Here is a 24,566-nt window from a genome sequence, read left to right on the forward strand (position 1 = left end):
CGTATCATCGCATCAGGTTGGGCAGGAACAGCGCGATCTCCGGGAAGACCGCAAGCAAAAGGATCACGACGAGCGAGCAGGCGATATAGGGGCTCGCCGCGCGCGCCACTTCGCCCAGCGTCGTTCCCTTCGGCCCGACGCCGACCATCAGGAAGAGGAGCATCCCGAATGGCGGGGTGGCGAGGCTGAGTTCCAGAGCAAGCAGCATGATCACGCCGAACCAGATTGGTTCCAGGCCGAAGGATTGGATCAGCGGCATGAAGATCGGCAGCGTCAGCATCATCATGGAAAGCTGGTCCATGAACATGCCGAGTACGATCAACGTGAGCAGCATGGCCAGCAGCATCACCGACGGGCCGACATCGAAGCTTGTGGCCCAGCCGATCAGGCCGGAGGTCGCGCCGGAAAAAGCCAGCACCTGGGAGAAGGTCGACGAGCCCAGAATGATCAGGAACATCATCGCGGTGACGGCGAGCGATTCCGTCAGCGACTTGACGATCGCCTCCCAAGTGAGCGCCCGGTAGATCAGGGCCAGCACCACGACGGAGAGCACGCCGAACGCCGCACTTTCCGTCGGCGTCGCCCAGCCGAGCAGGATCAGTCCGATCACCGAGAACACCACCAGCCCCATGGGCAGGACGTTGACGGCAAACGCTTTCACGATCTCACTGAGCGGGGCGCGGGCGGCGGCGTAGCCGGGTGCGGCATCGGGATCGTGCGCGATTTGCAGCCGGATGGTGATCACGTACAGGAAGGCGAGGATCAGTCCGGGCACGATGCCGGCGATCAAAAGCGCGCCGACATCGATACGGGCAAGCGAGCCCAGAAGCACGGCCAGCGTCGACGGCGGGATGATCATCGCGAGCCCGCCGGTGGCCAGGATCGGGCCCATGATCATGTGCTTCTTGTAGCCGCGCTTCAGCATCTCCGGCATCATCAGCGAGCCGAGCATGGCGGTGTTGGCCATGGACGAGCCGGAAAGGGTGGCAAACAGCGTGCCGCCGCCCACGGTCAGGTAGGAGAGCCGGCCGCGGATGCCGCCCAGGCATTTGTCGAGCGCGTCGAACACGCGCATGGCGAGCCCGGTGTGGAAGAACAGCTCGCCCATGATCATGAACAGCGGGACCGGCACCAGCGTGAAAGTGGTGACGGTTCCCGAGGCGTTGCTCACGAGCTGGTCGATGCCGGCCATGCCGCCCATGAACACCAGAACGCCGACGATATTGATCGCCAGGAAGGCGAAGGCGACGGGAACGCCGAGCGCCATCAGCGCGACGATCCCTCCCAGAAGTAGGAGCGCGGCCTGGGGCCAATCCATGGGGCTCAGGCTCCGCTGCCGTGCTGGGCCTCGATCGGCGCATCGCGCACGATCAGAAGGCGAAGGAACTCGGTTGCGCACAAGAACAGGCCGGCGGACAGGAGCGCATAGACGATCCAGCCGGGCAGAATGATGGAGCGGATGTCCACCGATCCGCGCGCCACCGCCTCCAAGGCGAGCATCGCCGCGCGCCAACCGAGGAAGGCGCACACCGCGAGAGACAGCACCATGCCGCCGACCAGCAGAGTGCGATGGATCGGGGAGGGCAATTGCGCAATCAGGCTGTCGACGGCGACATGGCCCTTGCGGCGGACCAGCCATGGCGAGCCGCCGACGGTCGCCACCAGCATCGCGTATTCGACCAGCGCGCTTGCCGCCTGGATCGGCTGCAGGCCGAAATTGCGCAGGAGCACGTCGGCGACGATCAGGATGGTCGAAAGCGCGAGCGATGCTGCGCCGACAGCGGCGAAGCCTGCGATCAGGAAATCGTAGAGACGGATCAATGGGCGCATCGGGGCGTCGGCGATGGCAGCCATCGGGCGCGGAGCTTCTCGCTACCGCGCCTTCCGGCCGTCGTTTCGCTCAAATGGCTCAGCGATCGTAATAGGCTTCGCGGAGCTGCTCAGTGTACTCGCTGCCGCTCTCCTGCAACCGCTTCCAGGCAGTGGAGAACGCCATGTCGAGATATTCCGTGCGCGCTTCGCCGGTGATGTCGATCACCTGCATGCCCTCGGCCTGCACGGTCTTGTCGGTCTCCTTGATGACCTTTTGGTAGTGGTCATAGGATTCCTTCTCGTATTCGACCGCCGCCTTGGTGAGGATGTCGCGGGCCTCCTGCGGCAGGCTGTTCCACTTGTCCTCGTTCATGATGATGGCGAGGTCGGTCTGGAAGAAGCCTGGATCGATCCGGTACTTCAAGAACTTGTCCCAGGACAGGTCCTTGATGCCGACCAGCGGCCAGCCGACGCCGTCGACCACGCCGCGCTCCAGCGCGGTATAGACCTCCGGCACCGGAACGGAGACGTTGGTCGCGCCGAGCGCCTCGAAGAAGGCGCGGTAGATCGGCTGGCTGCGCAGCTTCAGACCGGTCAGGTCGACACCGCCGTCTGGCGTGCGCTTCGGTTCTTCGGTCAGATAGATGTGGAAATCGATGCCGCTGTCGATATGGGCGAGCAGGTAGGCGCCGAGGCCCTCCTTGTAGACCGCCTGCATGATCTTGAAGCCGCCCTTTTCGCGGGCTTCCGTCGCGCTCACGGTGGAGCCGACCCAGGCATCCACCTCCGGCATCTCGCCGAGATAGTAGGTGCCGGGGCCGTACTGCATGTCGACCACGCCGCGGCGCACGGCCTGGGCCTGCTGCGGCGGCGGGATAACCTCCGGGCCGCCCATATAATTGATCTGGACGACGCCTTTGCCCATCTCGTTGGTCTTGTCCACGAACCGCTTGAAGCTTTTGGCGAACTCCACCGGCGCGGGGAAGGCGGTGACGGCCTTGAGGACGATTTCCTCGGCCTGGGCCGGGACCACGGCGAGCGCGCCGAGAAGCAGGCCGGCTGCGGCGGATGTCAGGCGGGAACGGCAGGTCATTCGTGTTCTCCCTCATGAAGCGGACGCACGGCGTCCGATGCGGGTGGACGGAAGGGCTTTGTTGTTTATTGCGCTTCGACCGACACCGGGTCAGGCCGGCGGACGAGCGAGGTTCAGTAGCTCAAGCTGCGCGAGGAAACGGCCGAGGCGCTCCTTGCGATAGGCGCTCACATCGCGATCGGAATAGTCGAAGAAGCCGACGCCGTCGCGCAAGCCGTTGCGGCCCTCCTGCATGTTGCGATCGATGATCTCCGGCGCCTTGAAGCGATCGGAACCGGTGGCTTCGGCCATATAGCGGCTGGCATAGTACAGGATATCGTTGCCGCCCCAGTCGATGAATTCCAGAACGCCCAGGACGGCGAAGCGGAAGCCGAAACCGTAAAGCAGCGCCTTGTCGATCGCTTCGGGCGTGGCCACGCCTTCCTCCACCATGCGGGCGGCTTCGTTCATGGCCAGCATCTGCACGCGGGGGACGATGTAGCCGGGGGAGGCCTTGAGGCGGACCGGCACCTTGCCGACCTCCGTCAGCGCTGCCTCCAGGGCGGCTGTCGCCGCCTCTTCTGTGCGTTCCGACGGCATCAGCTCCACCAGCGGGACCAAGTAGGCTGGGTTCAGCCAGTGCGCGTTCAGGAAGCGGCCAGGACGGGAGACCAGGTCGATGATATCGTCCACCAGAAAGGTCGAGGTGGTGGAGGCAACCACGGCATCGTCGGCCAGATAGGGATCGATCAGCGCGAAGGCTTCCGCCTTGGCCTCTTTCACCTCCGGCACGCCTTCGAACACGAACGCGGCCCCTGCGACCGCGTCTGCCGCTTCGCTGCGCGGGGCAACGCGGATGCGGGCGATGATCCGGTCGATTGCGGTCGTGTCGAACAGGCCGAGCTCGGCGAGCATGGCAAGGCTCGCACGGATCTCTCCGATTGCCTCTTCGGCAAGGCGCTGGAAATCGGCCTCACTGCGCTCCTTGGCGTCGAGCAGCACCACTTCGCAGCCGGCGTAGGCGAACACATGGGCGATGCCGCGACCCATGCGGCCGGCCCCGACGGCGCAGATCCGCGGAGCCATATCAGATGCCCTCGCGCAGGAGGTCGGCCATCGCGCTTTGGCTCAATCCGGCAAGGCCGAGGGTTTCCAGCGTGCGTCCGGTCGTGGCGAAATCCTCGCCCACCATCGCGCCGCCAATGGCAAACAGACCGGCCGCCACCGGCGTGGACGTGCCGATCCAGCGCCCGACAGAGACGATGAAGCCGAGCCCAAGGGCGAGATCCTCGCGCATGTAGCGATGGGTCATCAGGTCAAGATGCTCGCGCCAGTCGCCGGAGTCCGTCAGCTTGTCGTGAGCAAGCGCGCCGTACATCCACTCGTCGCCGTCGGCGGAGTAGTGGTCGGCGAGCGGGAAGTGGGGGGCGGCATAGCCGAGCGCGTCGCGCACCGCGATGCGTTCGCCGTCGAGCGCGGTGGTCACCCGGCGGATGGTCGGCTGGGTGCCTTCGTTGTGGATGTCCCAGTGGTCGAAATGCTCGATCGGCCCGGCGTTCATGACGATCAGCGGCGGGTGGATGATCGGTCCGGCGTTCATCAGCGCGCCGGACAGCGCATCCTCGACCGGCTCGATCGCGCCGGGAAAGGCAGCGGAAATGATCTCCAGCGCCCGATCGGTGTGGCGGGCGGGGAACACGCCGGTCGGCAGCCGGGTCGCGCGGGTGGTGATCGCAATCAGGTTCTCGCCGTGCTTGCGGCAGAGCCAGGGCAGGGTGCCGGTCTCGGCGATCGCCACGTCGGCGGTGGAGCCGGCCGCACGCACCGCCTTCATCATGACGTAGCTGCCGAAGGTGCCGGGCGGCAGGTAGATCACCTGGCCGTCGCTGAGGTGCGGGGCGAGCGCCTTGGCCAACTCTTCCTGGCCGAAGGCGGGGATCGGCGCGACGATCAGGTCGGCGCCGGAAACGGCAGCCCCCAGGTCGTCGGTGATCATCGAGAGCGGCACCATCTTGGTGCCCTCGAAGTCCTTCAGCTCGATGCCGCCGGCGGTCCGCGTCGGCTCCAGCGCGACCGCGTCGCGCCGCCAGAACCGCACCGAATGACCCCTGAGGGTGATGTCCGCAGCCGCCGCAAACGAGCCGTTGCCGCCACCAATAACCGCTACCTGCACCGCGTGATCCCGTTCCCGTGGATCAGGCTGAGTTCGGGTCGTCGCGTTCCGAAGCCAGCGTGATCGATCCGAATTGGCCGGAGCGGTGCGCGGGCGTTGCCGATATCGACCGAGCCCGATTCCGCTCTCGAATATGCCGCCAAGTGTGGCGTGGCGAAAATCTATGCATATTCATGGAAATCACGCAAGGCGCGTTTCCGAGCTGCGGGATCAAGGCCAAGTGAGGATTAATCTCATCTCTAGGATATGGTTAATTTCTCAATTTTTACAGAAATTTATCCACAACTTTAAAAGTAGATTCTGAGCACTCCGGAGGGAGTCCGAGCGGTCACCGGTCGGACGTTTGCCAGCGTGGATTGATCCACGGCTCCGCGTTGTCGGCAAGGAGCGGCGGCTTGCCGAGGATCAGGTCCGACGCTTTTTCGCCCACCATGATGGACGGACCGTTGAGATTTCCATTCGGGATGCGGGGAAAGATCGAGGAGTCCACGAGGCGCAGCCCATCCACGCCGATCACCCGGCATTCCGGATCGACCACCGCCATCGGGTCGTCGGCCCGCCCCATCTTTGCCGTCCCGCACGGGTGGTAGGCGCTTTCGGCATTCTCGGCGATGAAGGAATCGATCTCGTCGTCGCTTTGGGCATCCGCGCCCGGCTGGATCTCCTTGCCGCGATAGGGGTCGAAGGCCGGCTGGGAAAAGATCTCGCGGGTGAGCCGAACGCAGTGGCGGAAGTCGGCCCAGTCCTGATCGGTTGACATGTAGTTGAACACGATCCGGGGTGCCTCCGCCGGGTCGGCGCTCTTCAGCGTCACCTCGCCGCGCGAGGGCGAGCGCATCGGCCCCACGTGCGCCTGGAAGCCGTGGCCCTCCGCCGCCGCCTGACCGTCGTAACGCACGGCGATCGGCATGAAGTGATACTGGATGTCGGGATAGTCCACGCCCGGCTTGGAGCGCAGGAAGGCCGCGCTCTCGAACTGGTTGGAGGCGCCGGGACCGGACTTCAGGAATAGCCACTGAGCTCCGACGTACGCCTTTCCGAACAGGTTCCAGTATTTGTAGAGGGTGATCGGCTGGGTGCAGGCCTGTTGCACATAGACCTCCAGATGGTCCTGCAGGTTTTTGCCGACGCCAGGCCGCTCCGCGATCACGTCGATGCCGTGCTCGGCGAGATGGGCGCCAGGACCGATCCCGGACAGCATCAGGAGCTTGGGCGAATTGATGGAGGAGGCTGACAGGATCACCTCGCGCCGGGCGCGGACGATCTCGATCTTGCCGCCGCGCTCGATCTCCACGCCGACGGCGCGGCCGTTCTCGATCACGATCCGGCGCGCAAAGCAGCGCACGAGATCCAGGTTGGAACGCTTCAGCGCCGGCTTCAGGTAGGCGTTGGCGGCCGACCAGCGTCGGCCCCTCCAGACCGTCTGCTCCATCGGGCCGAAGCCTTCTTGCTTCTCGCCGTTGTAGTCGCCGGTCAGCTCGAAGCCGGCCTGGTGCCCCGCCTCGACGAAGGCATGGAACAGCGGATTGTCGCGTCTACCGCGTGAGACGTGGAGCGGGCCGGTCTTGCCGCGCCAGGCCGGATCGCCGCCGTGGCCGCCATCATGCCATGTCTCCATGCGCTTATAGTAGGGCAGCACGTCGGCATAGGCCCAGCCGGTGGCGCCGCTTTCCGCCCAATGGTCGAAGTCATGGGCGTGACCGCGCACGTAGACCATGCCGTTGATCGACGATGAGCCACCGATCACCTTGCCGCGCGGCGTCACCAGCCGGCGCCCGCCAAGGCCCGGCTCCGGCTCGGAGACGTAGCCCCAGTCGTAGCGCGGCATGTTCATGGGATAGGAGAGGGCGGCCGGCATCTGGATCAACGGTCCGGCATCGGTGCCGCCATATTCCAGCACCAGCACCGAATGCTTGCCATCCTCCGACAGGCGATAGGCCAACGCCGACCCCGCCGACCCGGAGCCGACGATCACGAAATCCGCTTCTGCCATAATCTCCTCTCCCGTTCGGCTCAGTACGGGCTTTCGACCGGACCGAGTCCGACGTGGACGGTCTTCAGTTGGGAATAGAATTCCATCGCCGCGCGGCCGTTCTCGCGGCCGAGGCCGGATTGCTTGACGCCGCCGAAGGGGATCTCCACCGGGGTGAGGTTGTAGGTGTTGATCCAGCAGATGCCGGCCTGAAGAGAGCCGGCAACCCGGTGGGCGCGGGCGAGATCGCGGGTGAAGAGCCCGGCAGCCAGCCCGAACGGCGTGCCGTTGGCGCGCGCCACGGCCTCGTCTTCGCTCTCGAACGTGAGCAGCGAGAGCACCGGGCCGAAGATTTCTTCCTTTGCGATCGTCATGGTGTCGGTCACGTCGGAGAAGATGGTCGGCTCGATGAACGTGCCGTCGTCGTAGACGGCCCCGGTCGGCACGCCGCCGCCATAGGCCAGCGTCGCGCCCTCGCGCTTGCCGGCCTCGATGTAGCCGAGCACCTTTTCGCGCTGGGCCTGGCTGATCAGCGGCCCCATCTGGGTCTCGGGGTCGAGCGGATCGCCGATCCGGATGGCGCGGGTGCGCTCGATCAGGCGCTCCAGGAAGCGGTCCTTGATGCGCGCCTGGACGAACACGCGGGTGCCGTTGGAACAGATCTGGCCGGTGGAATAGAAGTTGCCGAGCATGGCGCCGCCGATGGCGTCCTCGATATCGGCGTCGTCGAACACGATCATCGGCGACTTGCCGCCGAGTTCCATGGTGACATGACGCATGCCGGCGGCGGCCGTGGTGTAGACCTTGCCGCCGGTCGGCACGGAGCCGGTCAGTGAGACCTTCGCGGTGGTCGGATGTTCGGCCAAGGCCGCACCGACCGCACCGAAACCCTGCACCACGTTGAAGAGGCCCGCCGGGGCGCCGGCTTCCATGAAGATCTCGGCAACCTTCAGGGTGGACAACGGCGTCAGTTCGGACGGCTTGAACACCATGGCGTTGCCGCAGGCGAGCGCCGGCGCAGCTTTCCAGCAGGCGATCTGGGTCGGATAGTTCCAGGCGCCGATGCCGACACAGACGCCCAAGGGCTCGCGCACGGTGTAGGCGAAGTCGGTTCCGAGCGGCACGGCTTCGCCGGCGATCGAGGCGGCCTGGCTTGCGAACCACTCCAGCGCGTCGGCGCCGGAGGTGGCGTCGGCGACGAGCGTTTCCTGGATCGGCTTGGCGGTGTCCAGCGTCTCCAGCTCCGAAAGCTCCTGGTTGCGCTCGCGCATCAGGTCGGCGACCCGACGCAGGACGCGGGAACGCTCGACCGGCATCCAGCTCGCCCATTCCTTCTGGGCCCGCTCCGCGGCGATCATCGCCGCTTCGATCACCGCCGGCGTGGCGGCGTGAAGGCGGGCGATCACCTCGCCGGTGGCAGCGTGAATGCTGTCGAACGGCTCTCCGGCGGTGTCCTCCAGATAGACGCCGTCGACGAAGTGGCTGGCGGTCGGTTGAGCTCGCATTCGATCAGTCTCCCCGCGGCCAGCGCTGGGAGGCTTCCAGCACGTTCAGATCCATGTGGTTGCGCATATAGCGCTCCGATGCCTTCTTCAGCGGCTGGAAATCCCAAGGGTAGTAGGCGCCGTTGCGCAGCGCGCTGTAGACCACGTGGCGCCGCGCTTGGCTTTCGCGGACCTCCGCGTCGTAAGAGGCCATGTCCCAGAGCACGTCGGCCTTGCGGGTGAAGGTGGCGAGCGTCTCTGCGTAGGCGGGATCGGCGGCGAGATTGGTCAGCTCGTGCGGGTCGGCTTCCAGGTCGTAGAGCAGCGGCGGATCGATCTCGCAGTGGATGAATTTGAAGCGGCCCTCGCGCAGCGCCACCAAGGGCGCGATGGAGGCCTCCGCCGCATATTCGATCCGCACCGGACCGCGTTCGGCACCGTTGGCGACCGGAACCAGGCTCTCGCCATCGGTCCAGGGCGTCACCTCGCCGAGGTCGATACCGACCAGATCGGCAAGCGTCGGGGCCACGTCGAGGGTGGAGGCGGGCGTCTCGATCCGTCCGGCGGGAAGGCCGGGTGCGGCGACCATCAGCGGCACCCGGGAGGAGCCTTCGTAGAAGCTCATCTTGAACCAGAGCCCGCGCTCGCCGAGCATGTCGCCGTGGTCGGAGACGAACAGGATGATGGTGTCCTCGGCCTGATCGGTGCCTTCCAGTGCCTCCAGGATCTGACCGATCTTGTCGTCGAGATAGGAAATGTTGGCGAAATAGGCGCGGCGGGAGTTCCGGATGTCCTCGGCGGTGATCTCGAAATTGCGCCAGTCGTTGGCGTCGAAGATCCGCTTGGAGTGAGCATCCTGGTCGTCATAGGCGAAGGCGGGCACCACCGGGTCCAGGTGGGCGCAATCCTCGTAGAGGTCCCAGAACTTCTTGCGCGCGACGTACGGGTCGTGGGGGTGGGTGAACGACACCGTCAACAGCCACGGTCGATCGTCGCCGCGCCGGCCGAGATCGTAAACCTTGCGGATCGCCTCGTAGGCGACCTCGTCGTCATATTCGAGCTGGTTGGAAATCTCGCCCACGCCGGCGCCGGTGACGGAGCCCATGTTGTGGTACCACCAGTCGATCCGCTCGCCCGGCTTGCGGTAGTCCGGCGTCCAGCCGAAGTCGGCCGGATAGACATCCGTGGTCAGCCGCTCCTCGAAGCCGTGAAGTTGATCCGGGCCGACGAAGTGCATCTTGCCGGACAGCGTGGTCTGGTAGCCCGCCAGCCGCAGATGATGGGCGAAGGTGGGCACGTCGGAGGCGAATTCCGCGGCGTTGTCGTAGACCCGGGTGCGGCGCGGCAACTGGCCGGACATGAAGCTCGCCCGCCCCGGGGCGCACAGCGGCGAGGCGGTGTAGGTGTTGGCAAAGCGCGCCGAACGGGCGGCGAGCGCCCTCAAATTCGGCGTGTGGAGAAAGTCGGCCGGCCCGTCGGGGAAGAGGGTGCCGGCGAGCTGGTCGACCATCAAAATCAGGACGTTCGGCTTCCGCTGCATCAGGCGGTCTCCGTTTCCGCGTGGCTTGGGGACGAGGCAAGGTGGACATTGAGGCACGAGGTGACCTGGGCCACGGCGGCGCTGCGGTCGACGGTCGGTGCGCGCAGCGCGGCGCGGATATAGTAGCCGTCGATCATGGCCGCGATGCCATCTGCGATGCGCCGGGCATCGGCATCGGGCACCAGCGCTTTCAAGGCGTGGACCAGGTTGCTGTCGAGCCTTTTGCGGTAAACGGCGAGAAGGCGTGCGGCTTCCGGCGAGCGCTGGGCCATGACGTAGAAGGAGAGCCAGGCGCTCACCACCGCCGGATCGAACTGCTCCTCATCAAAACAGGCTTCGATGACGGCGTGAATCCGCTCGCGCGGGGTACGGCAGCGGTGGTAGCCGGCCTGCACCGAACGTCCGAAATCCTCCAGAATCCGGCGCATGGCGGCCAGAAACAAAGTGTCCTTGGAGCCGAAATAGTGGTGGGCCAGGGCGGCCGAGACACCGGCGCGACGCGCAATCGCCGCCACCGTTACGTCGAGCGAGCCGACTTCGCCGATCGCGCCGATCGCGGCACGAACGAGCGCATCCTTGCGCACCGCTTCCACTCCGACCTTTGGCATCGCCACCCCTCAGTCGTGGGCCGGCTCCCGTTCCGGTTGCCGAACTTTCGCGCACGTTGATGCACGCCTCACCGTTTACATTTGTCTCAATATGCGGTTGATTGACTGATCAATCAAGAAAGGCGGTCCACCGGGTACAGAACAATCTGCCTTCGATCAAGGGACCCGCGCGTACGCGTCCGTCTTTCCAGAGCGTTTGCAAATCTGGATGGGAGACAAACGAATGTTCCGTACCTTTGGCTCGGTTTTCATCCTCGCGGCAGCGGCGATGCCCTTCATGGCGGGCGCTGCCAACGCGCAGGCGAAATGCGACGAAGTCACGATGTCCGACGTGGGTTGGACGGACATCACCACCACGACAGCGGCGACCAAGCATGTGCTGGAAGGCCTCGGCTACGACGTCGACGTGAAGGTTCTGTCCGTGCCGGTGACGTTCGCGTCGCTGGAGAGCGACGATGTGGACGTCTTCCTCGGCAACTGGATGCCGGCGCAGACCAGCGCGATTAAGCCCTATCTGGACTCCGGCGAAATTGAATCGGTCCACACCAACCTGGAAGGCACCAAGTACACGCTGGCGGTGCCGACCTACCTCTACGACAAGGGTCTGAAGACCTACGCCGACATCCACAAGTTCCGCGACGAGCTGGACGACAAGATCTACGGCATCGAGCCCGGCAACGAGGGCAACGCCTACCTGGTTTCGCTCACCGAGGAGAACAAGTTCGACCTCAAGGGCTTCGAGGTGGTGGAGAGCTCCGAGCAGGGCATGCTCGCCATGGTCGGCCGCAAATACCCGAAGAAGGAGGCGATTGTCTTCCTCGGCTGGGAACCGCACCCGATGAACTCGACCTATTCGCTGAAATATCTCACCGGTGGCGAAGACTTCTTCGGCGGGGAGGGTGTCGTGAACACCGTGACGCGCAAGGGCTTCGTCGAGGACTGCCCGAATGTCGGCAAGCTGCTCAACAATCTCACCTTCTCCTTGCCGATGGAGAACGAGATCATGGGCAAGATCCTGAATGACGGCGAAGATGCCGGAGATGCCACGGAGGAGTGGCTGAAGGCGCATCCCGACGTGCTCGACGCCTGGCTCGAAGGGGTCACCACCGTCGATGGCGAGCCGGGTCTTCCGGCGGTCAAGAAAGAGCTCGGACTTTAAGTCGTCGACGCTCTGTCGTCGCTGTCCTGACCAGGATAGCCTGACATCGGTCGGGCCGCGTGCCGCGGCCCGGTCTTCCCAAACCGGCGGAGGGGCCAGGCTTTGGATTTCTTGACCGACTACAAGATTCCGATCGGCCACTGGGCGCGCGACCTGTTCCAGTGGCTGCAGGTGCACGGGGGCTGGTTCTTCGATGCCCTCGCCAACATCATGGGCAGCCTGATCGACGGCTTCCTCTGGGTGCTTCAGGAGCCGCCTGAAATCGTCGTGGTGCTGGTGCTGGCGGCGATTGCCTGGTGGATCCAGAAGAGCTGGAAGATGGCGCTCTTCGTGGTCCTCGGCTTCGCCTTCATCATCAACCAGGGCTATTGGGAAGAGACCACCGAAAGTCTCACCCTGGTGATCTCCGCCTGTCTCGTCTGCATGGCGATCGGCGTGCCGATCGGGATCGTGGCCGCGCACCGGCCGAACTTCTACAAAGTGCTGCAGCCGATCCTCGACCTGATGCAGACGCTGCCGAGCTTCGTCTATCTCATTCCCGCGATCGTCTTCTTCGGCATCGGCATGGTGCCGGGCCTTTTGGCGACCGTGGTGTTCGTGCTTCCCGCGCCGATCCGGCTCACGCATCTTGGCGTGTCCTCCACGCCTATGCCGCTTCTGGAGGCCGCCGATTCCTTCGGTGCCACGGCCTGGCAGAAGCTGCTCAAGGTCGAGCTTCCCTATGCGTTGCCGCAGATTATGACCGGCCTGAACCAGGCGATCATGCTGTCGCTGTCCATGGTCGTGGTCGCCGCCCTGGTCGGTGCGGACGGTCTCGGCGTGCCGGTGGTGCGCGCACTCAATCAGGTCAACACGGCGCTCGGATTCGAGAGTGGCTTCATCATTGTTGTTGTGGCCATCATGCTCGATCGCGTCCTGCACATCGGAGGCTCCCGTCGATGAGTGCGAACGACACGAAAGCCGAGGAGCGCGCCAAGGCGGTCGTCTTCGAGGATGTCAACATCGTCTTCGGCGAGAAGCCGGCCCTGGCCCTGCCGTTGATGGACGCGGGCAAGAGCCGCGCGGAAATCCAGGAGGAAACCGGCCAGGTCTTGGGCGTGCATGCCTGTTCGCTGGAGGTCAGCGAGGGCGAGATCATCGTCCTGATGGGTCTCTCCGGCTCCGGGAAATCCACGCTTCTGAGAGCGGTGAACGGCCTTAACCCGGTCGTGCGCGGCCAGGTTTTGGTCAATGACGGCGGGGCGCTGGTCAACGTCACGGGGGCCGATGCCAAGACGCTGCGGCAGATCCGTCTCCACCGGGTGGCGATGGTGTTCCAGCAGTTTGGGCTGCTGCCCTGGCGCGACGTTCTGGAGAATGTCGCGTTCGGGCTGGAACTTGCCGGCGAGCCGCGCAAGCAGCGCGAGGAGAAGGCGCGCAAGCAGCTCGATCTGGTCGGGCTTTCCGACTGGGAGAGCCGCAAGGTCAGCGAGCTCTCGGGCGGCATGCAGCAGCGCGTCGGCCTGTCGCGTGCGTTCGCCACCGAGGCACCGATCCTCTTGATGGACGAGCCGTTCTCCGCGCTCGATCCCTTGATCCGTAACCGGCTGCAGGACGAGCTGTTGGAACTTCAGCGCAACCTGAAGCGCACCATCATCTTCGTTAGCCATGATCTCGACGAGGCCTTCAAGATCGGCGATCGGATCGCGATCATGGAGGGCGGCCGGATCGTGCAGTGCGGCACACCGCCGGAGATCATCCGCAACCCGGCCAACGACTATGTGGCCGATTTCGTGGCCCACATGAACCCGCTCGGTGTGCTCAGGGCGATGGACGTGATGATCGAGGGGGAGGCGCCGGTCGATGCACCGGAGATCCACGCCGACACCAAACTGCAGGACGTGATGGAGCCGCTTAAGGAAGGGCGGGTCCTGAATGTCATGTCCGAAGACGGGGCACATTTGGGCGTCATCCGTCCGGCCGAGATCGTCTCCGCACTGACCCCGCGCGAGCGTCCGGCGGAAACCGCCGACACGGTGTAGCAAGCCGTCCGGCCATAGATCGAGCCGTCGAACGTTTCCGCGTTCTTTATCGGACGCGTGGATGATTTCGGCCGAGCGTTCGGTGATATCTGGTCGGTTTCTCCAGCTCGGAGTCCACAAGCCGGCTTTGTCTGTTTGACGCAGGTCCAGACGGTGCGCGGGTGCCCCTTCGCAAGGCGCCTCAGTATATCCTGCCGGGGAAGAAGCGTGACTGTTGTCTGTCGCCGGTTGGCGTGGACTTTCCCAGCTTTTTCTCGTCTCGCTCCAAAATCATGACATTCCTGACCATAGCGAGCCGGGCCCCTTATAGGCACCCGGCTTGCTGGCGTGCGGCGTTCAGAAGCTGAAAACGCCGTCGTCTTGTGCTTGACGGAATGATGGGCACCATGACAAAATTCCATAAAACAGGAAAATATCTCGGAAACTGAAATATTGGAGTGGGAATGATGTCCATGTTGAAAAGCGTTTGCGGGCTTGCTCTGACGTGCGCCGTGGCCGTTGGCCTGGCTGCGCCGGCTCAGGCTCAGGAAGAGTTTCACTGGCGTATCCAGAGCAATCTGAACCCGGGTGAGCCCGGTTATGTCGCGCTGAAAGAGCAGTTCGCGGATCTCGCGACGGAGATGTCGGGCGGGCGGATCACGTTCGAAATCTTTCCCGTCGGCGCGCTCTACCCCGTGAAGGACGGGCTTGAGGCGGTCGGCGCCGGCGTGACGGAAATGGCGGTTCTCACCGGCGGCTACTATGCCGGCAAGCTTGGTCCGATCGCGAATATCGAAAGCGGCGTGCCCGGCTCGCTGCGCACTCCGATGGAGCGTTTCAACTTCTTCTACAAGCAGGGTTTTATCGATCTCGCCCGCGAAGCCTATTCGCCCCACGGGGTCTACTATCTCGGTCCCCAGCTCTCGCCGTCCTGGGACATCATGTCGACCAAGCCGATCGCTTCGATGGCGGATTTCGAGGGTCTGAAGATCCGCTCCTTCGGCCTCGAGGCCGAGTGGTACGAGAAGATGGGCGCGACGCCGGTCTTCCTCGGCGGTGGCGAGATCTACACCGCTCTGGCGACCGGCGTGATCGACGCAGCGCGCTGGGCCAGCCCGTCCGGCAACATGAACAACTCCTTCCAGGAGGTGGCCAAATATTACGTGCAGCCGTCGCCGATGCCGGTGCCGAACAACTTCTTCGCCGTCAATATGGCCGCCTGGGAGACCCTGCCGGCCGACATTCAGGCCATCCTGAAGGAAGCGGCCGTCGCCTCGTCGCTCGACTACATCGCGACCGCCATGAACAATGACGCCAAGGCAATGCAGGAAATGGAAGCGGCCGGCGTCGAAATCTCCACCATCCCGCCGGAGGAGTGGGCCAAGATGGAAGCCCAGGCCCGCGAGCTGTGGCAGGCCTATGCCGATCAGGGAGATCTCGCCAAGCGTGGTGTCGACATGCTGAACGGCTTCCTGGTCGATCTCGGGCGGGTCGACGCCAACCCGCAGTAGGAGGCCGCACGACGCTGCAGGGACCCCGGACGATGGGGTTCCTTTCTCCCATTCCATGCCCAGGGCCGAGGAGCGCGGATGTTTGACCGTATCGTAAGGGTGATCGACGCGTTCGTCGCCGGATTGGGCAAGCTTGTCGCGCTCCTGATCCTGGCGATCATCGTGGTCATGATCACCGAGATGATCGCGCGCGGTATCTTCAACATATCGCTGCCTTGGGCCGGCGATCTGAGTTCCTGGCTGCTGGTCGCTATGATCTTTCTCGGCGGACCGTGGGCGCTGGCACGTGGCAATTTCGTTCGCGTCGATGCCGTCTACGATCGGTTCGGACCGCGGACGAAGGCGCTTGTCGACACGGTGTTCTCGACGGTTCTGTTCGCGCTTTTCTGCGGCGTGCTGATCAAATATGGCGGCGCATTCGCGCTGAAGTCTCTGGCGATGGGCGAACGCTCGGCCACTGGCGCCTGGGGCGGCCCGGTCTGGGTGGCCAAGGGGCTGGTTCCGGTCGGCGCGATCGTGCTTGCGCTTGCCTGGATCTCTCACCTTTACCACGCCTGGCGCGGCGACACGCAGGCCGAACAGCACGAAGAGGGCCTTTGAGATGGCCGATCCCGTGCTCACCACGGCGCTTCTGTTTTCCGGAATGGTCGCGCTTCTCGGCATCGGCGTGCCGATCGCGATTGCGCTGGGCGGTCTTTCGATCGCGATGATTTACGTGTTCTGGAGCCCGATGGCCCTGAACATGCTGCCGATCAAGGCCTTTGCCACGGCCTCCAGCTTCGAATATGTCGCGATCCCGCTGTTCATCTTCATGGCGGCGATGCTGCAGCGGGCGCGCATTGCCGAAGACCTCTACAACACCATGCAGCGCTTCTTCGGCGGCCTGCGCGGCGGTCTCGGCATCGGCACGATCGTGATCTGCACGCTGTTTGCCGCCATGGCCGGGATCAGCGGAGCGGCGACGATCTCCATGGGCATGCTCGCCGTACCGGCCATGCTGGAGCGAGGCTACGGGAAGGGCGTGGCGCTTGGCGCGGTTGCCGCCGGCGGTTCGCTCGGGATTCTGATCCCGCCGTCGGTGACCATGATCGTTTATGGCATTGTCGCCAATACCTCGATCGGCAAGCTCTATGCCGGCGGGGTCATGCCGGGGCTACTGATCGCCGTCCTGTTCTGCATCTACCTCTTGGCGCGGGGCGTGCTCGATCCGGAGGGAAGCGGCGGCGCGAAGGTGCAGCGCTATTCCTGGCGCGAGAAGTTCGTGAGCCTGAAAGGGCTCGTGCTTCCCTTGCTTCTGATCGCCGCGGTCATGGGCTCGATCCTGACCGGTGCGGCGAGCGTCTCCGAGGCCGGCGCTGTGGGCGCGGCCGGCTCGTTGCTTGCCGCCGCCATTCTGCGCCGTCTCGACTGGGCCTCCGTTCAGGATGCCTGTCGGGAAACGCTGCAACTGTCTTGCATGATCTTCTGGATCATTATCGGTGCGACGGCGCTCTCGACCTTCTATACCGCGATGGGCGCGGCAAGGCTGATCGAAGGGCTGGTGCTCGATCTGGAGGTGAACCGGTGGGCCATCCTGATCGGTATGCAGATCATTCTGTTGCTGCTCGGGATGCTGCTCGACACCGTCGGCATCATCATGATCACGGCGCCGATCTTCGTGCCGATCATCATGAAGCTCGGCTTCGACCCGGTCTGGTTCGGCATTCTCTATATCGTCAACATGGAGATCGGCTTCTTAACGCCGCCGTTCGGCTACAACCTGTTTTATCTGCGCGGCGTTGCGCCATCCTCGGTGACAATGGTCGACATCTATAAGTCCGTCCTGCCCTTCATTGCGCTGATGATCCTCGCGGTCGCCATCTGCATGGTGTTTCCGGAAATCATCCTGACGCTGCCGCAGGCTCTCTTCTGACGCGGCTGCGGGATGATGACGCAATCAGGCCAGGGCGGGCGCGGAGTCCGACTGGGTGTCGAACATGACAGCCAGGCGCCGGGCCGCGTCGTGCAAGGCCTCAATCCACATTTCCCTCGGATGCTGGCTCAGCCTCGTGCAGGGACCGGTCAGGCCGAGCGAATAGATCACGCCCGCCGACTTCAGGTGAATCGGACAGGCATAGGCCATCACGTTGTCGTCGATTTCCCGGTCGCAAACGGCGTAGTCGAGTCGTCGGATCTCCGCCAGCTCGTCGCGCACGGCGGTGACCGATGTCACCGTCCTGCTGGTCAGCTTTTCCAACGGCTCGGCCAGGAAGCGGTCGATCACGTCGGTTGGCTGGAACGCGAGGATGGCCTTGGCGGAAGCCGCAGCGTGCGGCGGCAGGACTTCGCCGGGAAGCACGTGCAGCCGATGGCCTTGGTCCGGTGCGCTGCGTGCGATCGAGCGAACGTTGTCTCGTCCCAGGCGGACCACGTAGCAGGTCTCGTGAAAACGGGCGGCGAGTTCGTCGAGCACGATCTGGGAAAACGATTCCACCGTGTTTGGATTGGCGCCGAGCTGAAGCATGCGCCACATACGGTCGCCGACCCGGAAGGTCTTGTACCAGGTGTCGTCGGTCGCGAGGGCGCCGGCCTCCACCAGCGAGCGTGTCAGCCGGTGCGCGGTTGCCTTCGGCAGGCCGGTCAGGGCGGCGATGTCGGTCAATGTCAGGCCGCGCGCCGACGCGGCGACGATCTCCAGGATCTGGAGGTAGCGTTCGATCGGTCCCGGGCGGTCACCGGCCATGGCTCGTTTCCTTTTCTGTCCTTCCAGCCGCCGCACAGGCTCCCAATAAGCGATCCCGCACGTTGACACCAACCACGGCGTCATATCTAATATCATTAATCGAAATATTATTCCGAATTTCGGAACTTTTCAAGCAGAGGGCCAAATGACGATCAGCGTCGGGGTCGATGTCGGCGGGACCTTTACCGACTTCCTTCTTCTGGATTCCGCCTCGTCCAGCTTTCGGACCGCGAAGGTCCCGACCACGGTGGACGACCGTTCGCGCGGTTTTCTGCAGGGAATCGAGGAACTCGGAAGCCCTGCGGGAGCGATTGACTGGCTGGTGCACGGCACGACGGCGGGCACCAATGCCGTGCTGGAGCGCAAGGGCGCGGTCTGCGGCCTGATCACCACGCGCGGTTTTCGCGACACGCTCGAGCTCGGTCGGCGGACCCGACCCACGCCTTATGGTCTTGCCGGCGAATTCGAGCCGCTGATTTCGCGCGAGAACCGTTTGGAGGTGAGCGAGCGCGTCGATGCAGAGGGGCGGGTGGTCGTCGCTTTGGACGAAGACGAGGTGCGCGCGGCCGCCCATGCGCTGCTTGCATCGGGAGTGGAATCGGTCGTCGTTCATTTCCTGCATTCCTACGTGAACGATGCTCACGAGGCGCGTGCGGCGGAGATCGTACGGGAGATCTGGCCGAACGAGCATGTGGTCGCCGGCCACGAAATCATCCGCGAGGTGCGGGAGTTCGAGCGTGCGTCCACTGCCGCGATTCATGCCGGCATCGGCCCGGTGGTCTCGCGCTATATCAAGAGCGTCGCCGGCCAGCTTGCCGATAAGGGCTTTGAGCATGAACTCCTGATCATGCAGGCGAACGGGGGCATGATGGCCTCCTCGCTGGTGGCCGAGCAGGCGGTGCAGACGGTGATGTCCGGCCCCGCCGCCGGCGTGCTCGCCGCCGCGGAGATTGCCAAGGCGGCGAAGGTCGACAACATTATCACCGGCGACATGGGCGGCACATCCTTCGACGTGGCTCTGGTGGTGGGCGGCCAGCCGGTGATCACGGCGGAGAAGGATCTCGCCTACGCCGTTCCGATCCGCGTACCGATGATCGATATCCACACCGTGGGCGCCGGGGGAGGCTCGATCGCCCGACTCGACAAGGCCGGCATGCTGCGCGTCGGCCCGGAGAGCGCAGGCTCCTTTCCCGGACCGATCGGCTATGGCCGTGGTGGCGTCGACCCCACGATCACTGATGCCAACTTCCTGTTGGGGCGCCTCAATCCCGACCAGGTGACCGGCAGTGACGCCCGCGCTCCGCTTGAGGCGATTGCTGCCGCTATGACCGGGACGATCGGCGATCGGCTGGGGTTTGATGCGATCCAAACGGCATCGGCCGTGCTCGATGTGGCGATCTCGGAGCTTGCGGGAGCGATCCGGCTGATTTCGATTGAGAAAGGGCATGATCCGCGCGACTTCGCGCTGATGCCGTTCGGTGGCGCCGGTCCGCTGCATGCCGTGGCGATTGCGCGCGAACTCGGCATTCCGCGTGTGGTTGTGCCACGCTTTCCGGGGCTTACCTCCGCGCTCGGCTGCATCCTGGCCGACGTGCGCCATGACTTCGTCCAGACCGTCAACCAGCCGCTTGCCGAGCTCGATACCTTTGCGATCGAAGCGATCATGTCGGCGCAGGCCGAGGCCGGACGAGCGCTGCTTGAGCGCGAGAAGGTGACGGTGTCGGATGTCCGGATCCAGCACGAGGCCGATCTTCTGTTCCGCGGTCAGTCGCACGTCTTGAAGATCCCGATCGACGGTACCGGCTTCGATCGCGAGCGTTTGCTCGCCGCCTTCGTTGCTGCCTACGAGGAACGTTTCGATCTGTCGCTGCCGGAGATGGTTCCGATGCTGATGAACGTGCGCACGACCCTGGTCGGTGCGCGCGACCCCATAGACCTCACGGCCTTCCGTCCGAAGGCGGGTTCTCTCGACGCCGCCCGCCGTGGCATCCGCCGCGTCTTCTATGCGGGCTCTTGGCTCGACACGCCGATTTATGCGCGCGACGCGCTGCCGGCCGATGCCGTGTTCGACGGGCCGGCCATCATCGAACAACCGGATTCGACTCTGGTGCTCGATCCCGGCTCCACGGCCCGGATTGACGAGATCGGGAACATCGTCGTGGAACTGCGCGGCTGACCATGTTGGACAAGACCATGACCCACGCCACCGCCATCGACCCCGTTACCCTCACCGTGATCGAAAAGGGGCTGCAGCAGGTTTGCAGCGAGATGGATCTGGTCCATGAGAAGACCTCGTTCTCGCCGGTGATCTCGGAAGCCTTCGACCGTTCCAATGGGATCTACGGTCGTGGTGACGGCCACATCATCGCCCAGGGCGCTCTCGGCCTGCCGATTTTTCTCGGCGTGATGCAGGAGACGACCCGCTCGGTGATTGCCGAGCGCGACGATCTCGACGACGGCGACGTCGTGCTGGTCAACGATCCCTATCTCGGCGGTACCCATCTGATGGACGTGAAGATGGTCCGCCCATTCTATTATCGCGGCAAATTGTGGTGCTATCTCGCTAACACCGGCCATTGGCCGGACACTGGCGGCATGGTGCCAGGCGGCTTCAATTCCACTGCGACGGAGATCCACCAGGAGGGGCTTCGCATTCCCCCGGTCAAGCTGGTCCGCAAGGGGGTGATGGATCCGGAACTGGTAAAGCTGGTGCTCGCCAACATTCGCGTCGCGGAAGAGCGGATCGGTGACATCAAGGCCCAGATCGCCGCGCTGTCGACTGGCGCCAAACGTCTGACGACGCTCCTTGATCGCTATGGCCAGGATGTCGTCGAGGCCGCGATCGCGGAGCTGGAAACGCGTTCTGAAGCGATGATGCGCGCGCATTTGGAGACGATCCCGGACGGGACCTATGCCGCCAGCGCGTTTATGGATTCCGACGGCGTCGTGAACCAGCCGCTGGAGGTGAACGTCGCCATCACCGTCTCCGGCTCCGACATCGCCTTCGACTTTTCCAAGTCGAGTCCGCCGTGTGCTGGCCCGATGAACTCGGTGTGGGCGACGACGTTGTCCTCGGTCTATGTCGCGCTCAAGCACATCTTCCCGGACGTGCCGATGAACGCCGGCTGCTTCCGCCCGATCCAGGTGGAGAAGCCCAAGGGCACCTTCATCTATGCCGAGTATCCCCGCCCCGTGGCCGGATGTGCCGCGGAGGTGTCGCAGCGCATCATGGAGGCGGTGTTCCTGGCGCTGTCGGAGGCGATCCCGGACAGACTGTTTGCCGCGCCAGCGGGCACCAGCGGCAATCTCAGCCTCGGAGGGTACGATCCCGAGCGCGGCGAGAACTACATCATGTACTACTTCTCCGGCGGCGGATACGGCGGCTGGTGGGCTGGAGATGGGCTCACCAATGGCTGCTCCACGATCGGCATTTCCAAGAGCCAGCCTGTGGAAATCCTGGAGCAGCGATACCCGATCCTGTTCGAGCGCTATGCATTGCGCGAAGGCTCCGGCGGAGCGGGGCGCTTCCGCGGCGGTTTCGGGGTCGACTACCGACTTCGATTGCTGCGCGGCCAGGGTAAGGCCTCCTTCCTGATGGAGCATGGCCGGTTCGGGCCGCCCGGCATTCTTGGCGGCGAAGCCGGTGCGCCGAACGAGATCTCGGTCGGCCACGATGGCAAGATCACCACGCCGGAGCACTTCTCCAAGGGCGAAGGCTTCGTCCTGAAAGCCGGCGATTGGATCGAAGTGGAGACCCCCGGCGGCGGAGGTTACGGGCCGTCGTCGGAACGCTCTGCCGAGGCGATCGAGCGTGATCGTGTGCGCGGCTACTATCCCTCGGATAATAAGGCATGAGCCACGTCCTGCATCGTAAGCTTGCGACGACACCGCCCTCGATCGTCCATGCCGAAGGCCTATGGCTGAAGGATGCGGAAGGCCGCAGCTATCTTGACGCGGTCTCGGGCGGGGCGGCGGTCTCCTCCATCGGCCATGGCGATCCCCGGGTAACGGCGGCAATCGATGCCCAGCTCGAAAAGGTCGCCTTCGCCCATAATTCCTTTTTCACCAACGAACCTGCGGAAGAGCTCGCCGACTATCTGATCGCCAAGGCACCGCAGGGACTTTCGCGGGTGCTTTATTGCTCCGGCGGCTCGGAGGCGGTGGAAGCGGCGCTCAAGCTTGCCCGGCAAGTGTGGATCGAGCGCGGGCGGCCCGAAAAGCGCACCGTCATTGCACGCCGGCAGAGCTATCACGGAGGCACCCTCGGAGCGCTCTCGATCGGCGGCAACAAGCCGCGCAGCCTGCCCTACGCGCCGATGCTGTTTCCGGCCCGTTTCGTCGATCCCTGCTACGCTTTTCGCAATCAGAACGCCGACGAGAGCGAGGAAGAATATGGCCAGCGGGCAGCGGCCTCGCTGGAGCGCGCAATCCTGCGCGAGGGCGCCGACAGTATCGCTGCCTTCGTCTGCGAGCCGGTGGTGGGCGCGACGCTCGGTTGTGCGCCGGCGGTTTCCGGCTACCTCAAACGCATCCGCGAGATCTGCGACCGCTACGACGTGCTTCTGATTTTCGATGAAGTGATGTGCGGGGCCGGGCGCACCGGCTACGCGTTCGCCTGTGAGGAGGACGGTGCCGTACCGGATCTTCTGACCATGGCGAAGGGGCTCGGCGGAGGCTACCAGCCGATCGGCGCCGTGGTGGTTCACGACAAGGTGGTGGAGGCCATCGCCCAGGGCTCGGGCGTGCTGCTGCAGGGCTTCACCTATATGGCGCATCCGATCGCGTGTGCCGCCGCGCTCGCCGTGCAGCGGATCATCGACGAGGATGGCCTGCTCGCCCGCGTGCAGGAGAAGGGCGCACGTTTGAGGGCGCGGCTCGAGGCGAGCTTCGGACAGCATCCTCACGTCGGCGATATTCGGGGGCGCGGGCTGTTCCTTGGTCTGGAGCTGGTGGACGATCGTGCCCGGGCAACGCCCTTCGATCCGCGCCTGGCTGTGCACGCCAGGCTCAAGCAGATCGCCCTGGACGAGGGACTGATGGTTTATCCCTCGGGCGGAACGGTGGACGGCACCAACGGCGACCATGTGCTGTTGGCACCAGCGTTCACTGTCGGCGACGCGGACATCGACGAGATCGTGCGGCGGCTTGAAATCAGCCTTGCCCGGACGTTGAAGGAGATAGGGCGGACATGAGCGCCTATTCCGATCGATTGGCCGCGCTGCGCGCCGGCTACGCCGAGGCTCGGCCCGAAAGTCGCCGTCGAATGGCGCAAGCCGTGCGCGTGATGCCGGGCGGAAACACGCGTTCGGTTCTGCATTTCGAGCCGTTCCCGATGGTGATCGCGCGCGGCGAAGGCTGTCGGATCGAAGATGTCGACGGGCACACCTATCTCGATTTCGCCGGCGAGTTTTCCGCAGGGCTTTATGGCCACGGAGACCCGGTTATCCGTGCGGCTCAGCACAAAGCGCTTGACGATGGCTTGGCGCTTGTGGGCCCGAACCTTTACGATGCAGAGTTGGCGGCGGCCCTCTGCGCGCGTTTTCCGTCGCTGGACAAGATCCGTTTCTGCAATTCCGGCACCGAAGCGAACCTGTTCGCGGTGCTCGCTGCTCGTCACGCCACCGGGCGGGATAAGATCCTGGTGTTCGAGGGGGCCTATCACGGAGGGGTCATGACCTTTTCCGGTGGCGGCAGCCCTATGAACGTGCCGTTCGATTTCGTGCTGGCGCCCTACAACGATCTCGCGGCCACCGTCGAAATCGCAGGCTCCCACACCGCCGGCCTCGCGGCCATACTGGTCGAGCCGGTGCTGGGGGCTGCGGGCAATATCGCCGGCGAGCGGGAATTCCTGCGCGGCCTGCGGGATCTCTCGACGCAGTCTGGCGCTCTCTTGATCTTCGACGAGGTCAAGACCTCCAGGCTCGGCAGTGGCGGCGTGCAGGGGCTGGTCGACGTGCGGCCCGACCTCACCACGTTCGGTAAATATCTAGGTGCGGGGCTGCCGTTCGGCGCGTTCGGCGGTACCGACCGAGTGATGAGCCTGTTCGATCCAGGTCGCCCTGCCACGCTCAAGCATGCGGGTACATTCAACAACAACGTCTTGTCCATGGCCGGTGGATTGACCGGCCTGACCCAAGTGTTCACCGCTGAGCGGGCGGACACGTTCTTCGCCTTTGGCGAACGTTTTCGCGAGAGCCTGTCACAACGCCTCATCGACGCCGGACTGCCGGTTCGTGCGAGTGGTCTCGGTTCGATGATCAGCCTGCACGTGGGCGAGAACGCTCCGGTTCGGCTCGCCGACCTCGATCCGGCCACCGATCGGCTGCGCCAGCTCGTGCATCTCAGGGGGCTGGCCGAGGGGATCGCCACGACCCCGCGCGGCGATCTGTTCCTGTCGTTGCCGATGACGGCAGACATCCTCTCCGAGGCTGCCGACCGGCTGGTGGCGATCGTCGCGGACGAGATCGCCTCAGCACTGGAGGCATGACCGCGGAGCGCCAGGCGAGAACGCGG

At 64.5% G+C, this 24,566-nt stretch carries 20 protein-coding genes; 10 read left to right on the top strand and 10 right to left on the bottom strand.

All coding sequences use genetic code 11. The features are described from left to right. Positions 1 to 4: 4 nt before the first annotated feature. The 9 genes from HNS03_RS12990 to betI form a co-directional block, all read right to left on the bottom strand. A complete protein-coding gene (locus HNS03_RS12990) occupies positions 5 to 1,318 on the bottom strand; it encodes a TRAP transporter large permease subunit (protein WP_367195877.1) in 1,314 nt (437 codons plus the stop codon). A gap of 5 nt (positions 1,319 to 1,323) precedes the next feature. Continuing rightward, positions 1,324 to 1,854 carry a TRAP transporter small permease gene (locus HNS03_RS12995; RefSeq protein WP_367195878.1) on the bottom strand — a complete coding sequence of 177 codons (531 nt, stop codon included), beginning with the start codon at positions 1,852 to 1,854 and terminating at the stop codon, positions 1,324 to 1,326. 55 nt (positions 1,855 to 1,909) lie between these two features. After that, a complete protein-coding gene (gene dctP, locus HNS03_RS13000; RefSeq protein ID WP_367195879.1) occupies positions 1,910 to 2,905 on the bottom strand; it encodes a TRAP transporter substrate-binding protein DctP in 996 nt (331 codons plus the stop codon). 90 nt (positions 2,906 to 2,995) lie between these two features. Further along, positions 2,996 to 3,970: a 3-hydroxybutyryl-CoA dehydrogenase gene (locus HNS03_RS13005; protein WP_367195881.1), complete on the bottom strand. Its 975-nt coding sequence runs from the start codon at positions 3,968 to 3,970 to the stop codon at positions 2,996 to 2,998. A gap of 1 nt (position 3,971) precedes the next feature. Beyond that, on the bottom strand, positions 3,972 to 5,057 hold the full coding sequence (locus tag HNS03_RS13010; protein WP_367195882.1) for an NAD/NADP octopine/nopaline dehydrogenase family protein: 1,086 nt from the start codon (positions 5,055 to 5,057) through the stop codon (positions 3,972 to 3,974). 328 nt (positions 5,058 to 5,385) lie between these two features. Beyond that, a complete protein-coding gene (gene betA, locus HNS03_RS13015; RefSeq protein ID WP_367195883.1) occupies positions 5,386 to 7,050 on the bottom strand; it encodes a choline dehydrogenase in 1,665 nt (554 codons plus the stop codon). 20 nt (positions 7,051 to 7,070) lie between these two features. Beyond that, the gene (gene betB / locus HNS03_RS13020) at positions 7,071 to 8,534 is read right to left on the bottom strand and encodes a betaine-aldehyde dehydrogenase (protein ID WP_367195885.1); all 1,464 of its coding nucleotides are present in this window, start codon (positions 8,532 to 8,534) and stop codon (positions 7,071 to 7,073) included. Between the two features lie 4 nt (positions 8,535 to 8,538). Further along, complete coding sequence (gene betC, locus HNS03_RS13025) at positions 8,539 to 10,053, bottom strand: choline-sulfatase (protein WP_367195887.1); 1,515 nt, start codon at positions 10,051 to 10,053, stop codon at positions 8,539 to 8,541. After that, on the bottom strand, positions 10,053 to 10,661 hold the full coding sequence (gene betI, locus HNS03_RS13030; RefSeq protein ID WP_367195889.1) for a transcriptional regulator BetI: 609 nt from the start codon (positions 10,659 to 10,661) through the stop codon (positions 10,053 to 10,055). Before betI ends, betC begins: the two co-directional genes overlap by 1 nt. Positions 10,662 to 10,929: 268 nt before the next feature. Between betI and choX the strand changes: the two genes are divergently transcribed. The 6 genes from choX to HNS03_RS13060 all read left to right on the top strand — a co-directional run bounded on the left by choX (position 10,930) and on the right by HNS03_RS13060 (position 17,243). Then, on the top strand, positions 10,930 to 11,820 hold the full coding sequence (gene choX / locus HNS03_RS13035) for a choline ABC transporter substrate-binding protein (RefSeq protein WP_367196005.1): 891 nt from the start codon (positions 10,930 to 10,932) through the stop codon (positions 11,818 to 11,820). A 102-nt stretch (positions 11,821 to 11,922) separates the two neighbouring features. Then, positions 11,923 to 12,762 (top strand): choline ABC transporter permease subunit, encoded by an 840-nt coding sequence (gene choW / locus HNS03_RS13040; protein WP_367195891.1) that lies wholly within the window; start codon positions 11,923 to 11,925, stop codon positions 12,760 to 12,762. Continuing rightward, the gene (gene choV, locus HNS03_RS13045) at positions 12,759 to 13,841 is read left to right on the top strand and encodes a choline ABC transporter ATP-binding protein (RefSeq protein WP_367195893.1); all 1,083 of its coding nucleotides are present in this window, start codon (positions 12,759 to 12,761) and stop codon (positions 13,839 to 13,841) included. Before choW ends, choV begins: the two co-directional genes overlap by 4 nt. A 446-nt stretch (positions 13,842 to 14,287) precedes the next feature. Further along, positions 14,288 to 15,331, top strand: a complete 1,044-nt coding sequence (gene dctP / locus HNS03_RS13050) for a TRAP transporter substrate-binding protein DctP (protein ID WP_367195895.1) — start codon at positions 14,288 to 14,290, stop codon at positions 15,329 to 15,331. Positions 15,332 to 15,409: 78 nt separating this feature from the next. Continuing rightward, complete coding sequence (locus HNS03_RS13055) at positions 15,410 to 15,931, top strand: TRAP transporter small permease subunit (protein WP_367195896.1); 522 nt, start codon at positions 15,410 to 15,412, stop codon at positions 15,929 to 15,931. 1 nt (position 15,932) lies between these two features. Next, positions 15,933 to 17,243: a TRAP transporter large permease subunit gene (locus tag HNS03_RS13060; RefSeq protein WP_367195898.1), complete on the top strand. Its 1,311-nt coding sequence runs from the start codon at positions 15,933 to 15,935 to the stop codon at positions 17,241 to 17,243. A 24-nt stretch (positions 17,244 to 17,267) separates the two neighbouring features. On the opposite strand, the gene HNS03_RS13065 is transcribed toward HNS03_RS13060, so the two are convergent. After that, positions 17,268 to 18,053: an IclR family transcriptional regulator gene (locus tag HNS03_RS13065; protein WP_367195900.1), complete on the bottom strand. Its 786-nt coding sequence runs from the start codon at positions 18,051 to 18,053 to the stop codon at positions 17,268 to 17,270. Positions 18,054 to 18,198: 145 nt separating this feature from the next. Here HNS03_RS13065 and HNS03_RS13070 point away from each other — a divergent pair, with 145 nt between their 5' ends. From HNS03_RS13070 to HNS03_RS13085, 4 genes are read left to right on the top strand one after another with little or no spacing between them, the layout of a single operon-like run. Further along, entirely contained in the window at positions 18,199 to 20,229 is a 2,031-nt protein-coding gene (locus HNS03_RS13070; RefSeq protein ID WP_367195902.1) for a hydantoinase/oxoprolinase family protein, read from the top strand. A gap of 17 nt (positions 20,230 to 20,246) precedes the next feature. Further along, complete coding sequence (locus tag HNS03_RS13075; protein ID WP_367195904.1) at positions 20,247 to 21,908, top strand: hydantoinase B/oxoprolinase family protein; 1,662 nt, start codon at positions 20,247 to 20,249, stop codon at positions 21,906 to 21,908. Then, positions 21,905 to 23,245, top strand: coding sequence for an aspartate aminotransferase family protein (locus tag HNS03_RS13080; RefSeq protein WP_367195905.1), 1,341 nt, complete (start codon positions 21,905 to 21,907; stop codon positions 23,243 to 23,245). Before HNS03_RS13075 ends, HNS03_RS13080 begins: the two co-directional genes overlap by 4 nt. Then, positions 23,242 to 24,540 carry an aspartate aminotransferase family protein gene (locus HNS03_RS13085; protein ID WP_367195906.1) on the top strand — a complete coding sequence of 433 codons (1,299 nt, stop codon included), beginning with the start codon at positions 23,242 to 23,244 and terminating at the stop codon, positions 24,538 to 24,540. Before HNS03_RS13080 ends, HNS03_RS13085 begins: the two co-directional genes overlap by 4 nt. Positions 24,541 to 24,566 lie beyond the last annotated feature (26 nt).

Origin of the sequence: Amorphus sp. 3PC139-8, assembly GCF_040750475.1 — a bacterium.
In the GTDB taxonomy this organism is placed as follows: domain Bacteria; phylum Pseudomonadota; class Alphaproteobacteria; order Rhizobiales; family Amorphaceae; genus Amorphus.

Coding starts and splice junctions, on each gene's coding strand:
- HNS03_RS13070 (WP_367195902.1), top strand. CDS start 18,199: ATGACGATCAGCGTCGGGGTCGATGTCGGCGGGACCTTTACCGACTTC.
- choX (WP_367196005.1), top strand. CDS start 10,930: ATGCCCTTCATGGCGGGCGCTGCCAACGCGCAGGCGAAATGCGACGAA.
- HNS03_RS13060 (WP_367195898.1), top strand. CDS start 15,933: ATGGCCGATCCCGTGCTCACCACGGCGCTTCTGTTTTCCGGAATGGTC.
- HNS03_RS12990 (WP_367195877.1), bottom strand. CDS start 1,318: ATGGATTGGCCCCAGGCCGCGCTCCTACTTCTGGGAGGGATCGTCGCG.
- HNS03_RS13065 (WP_367195900.1), bottom strand. CDS start 18,053: ATGGCCGGTGACCGCCCGGGACCGATCGAACGCTACCTCCAGATCCTG.
- HNS03_RS13055 (WP_367195896.1), top strand. CDS start 15,410: ATGTTTGACCGTATCGTAAGGGTGATCGACGCGTTCGTCGCCGGATTG.
- HNS03_RS13085 (WP_367195906.1), top strand. CDS start 23,242: ATGAGCGCCTATTCCGATCGATTGGCCGCGCTGCGCGCCGGCTACGCC.
- choV (WP_367195893.1), top strand. CDS start 12,759: ATGAGTGCGAACGACACGAAAGCCGAGGAGCGCGCCAAGGCGGTCGTC.
- HNS03_RS13080 (WP_367195905.1), top strand. CDS start 21,905: ATGAGCCACGTCCTGCATCGTAAGCTTGCGACGACACCGCCCTCGATC.
- HNS03_RS13075 (WP_367195904.1), top strand. CDS start 20,247: ATGACCCACGCCACCGCCATCGACCCCGTTACCCTCACCGTGATCGAA.
- HNS03_RS13005 (WP_367195881.1), bottom strand. CDS start 3,970: ATGGCTCCGCGGATCTGCGCCGTCGGGGCCGGCCGCATGGGTCGCGGC.
- betA (WP_367195883.1), bottom strand. CDS start 7,050: ATGGCAGAAGCGGATTTCGTGATCGTCGGCTCCGGGTCGGCGGGGTCG.
- dctP (WP_367195895.1), top strand. CDS start 14,288: ATGTCCATGTTGAAAAGCGTTTGCGGGCTTGCTCTGACGTGCGCCGTG.
- betB (WP_367195885.1), bottom strand. CDS start 8,534: ATGCGAGCTCAACCGACCGCCAGCCACTTCGTCGACGGCGTCTATCTG.
- betC (WP_367195887.1), bottom strand. CDS start 10,053: ATGCAGCGGAAGCCGAACGTCCTGATTTTGATGGTCGACCAGCTCGCC.
- betI (WP_367195889.1), bottom strand. CDS start 10,661: ATGCCAAAGGTCGGAGTGGAAGCGGTGCGCAAGGATGCGCTCGTTCGT.
- dctP (WP_367195879.1), bottom strand. CDS start 2,905: ATGACCTGCCGTTCCCGCCTGACATCCGCCGCAGCCGGCCTGCTTCTC.
- HNS03_RS12995 (WP_367195878.1), bottom strand. CDS start 1,854: ATGGCTGCCATCGCCGACGCCCCGATGCGCCCATTGATCCGTCTCTAC.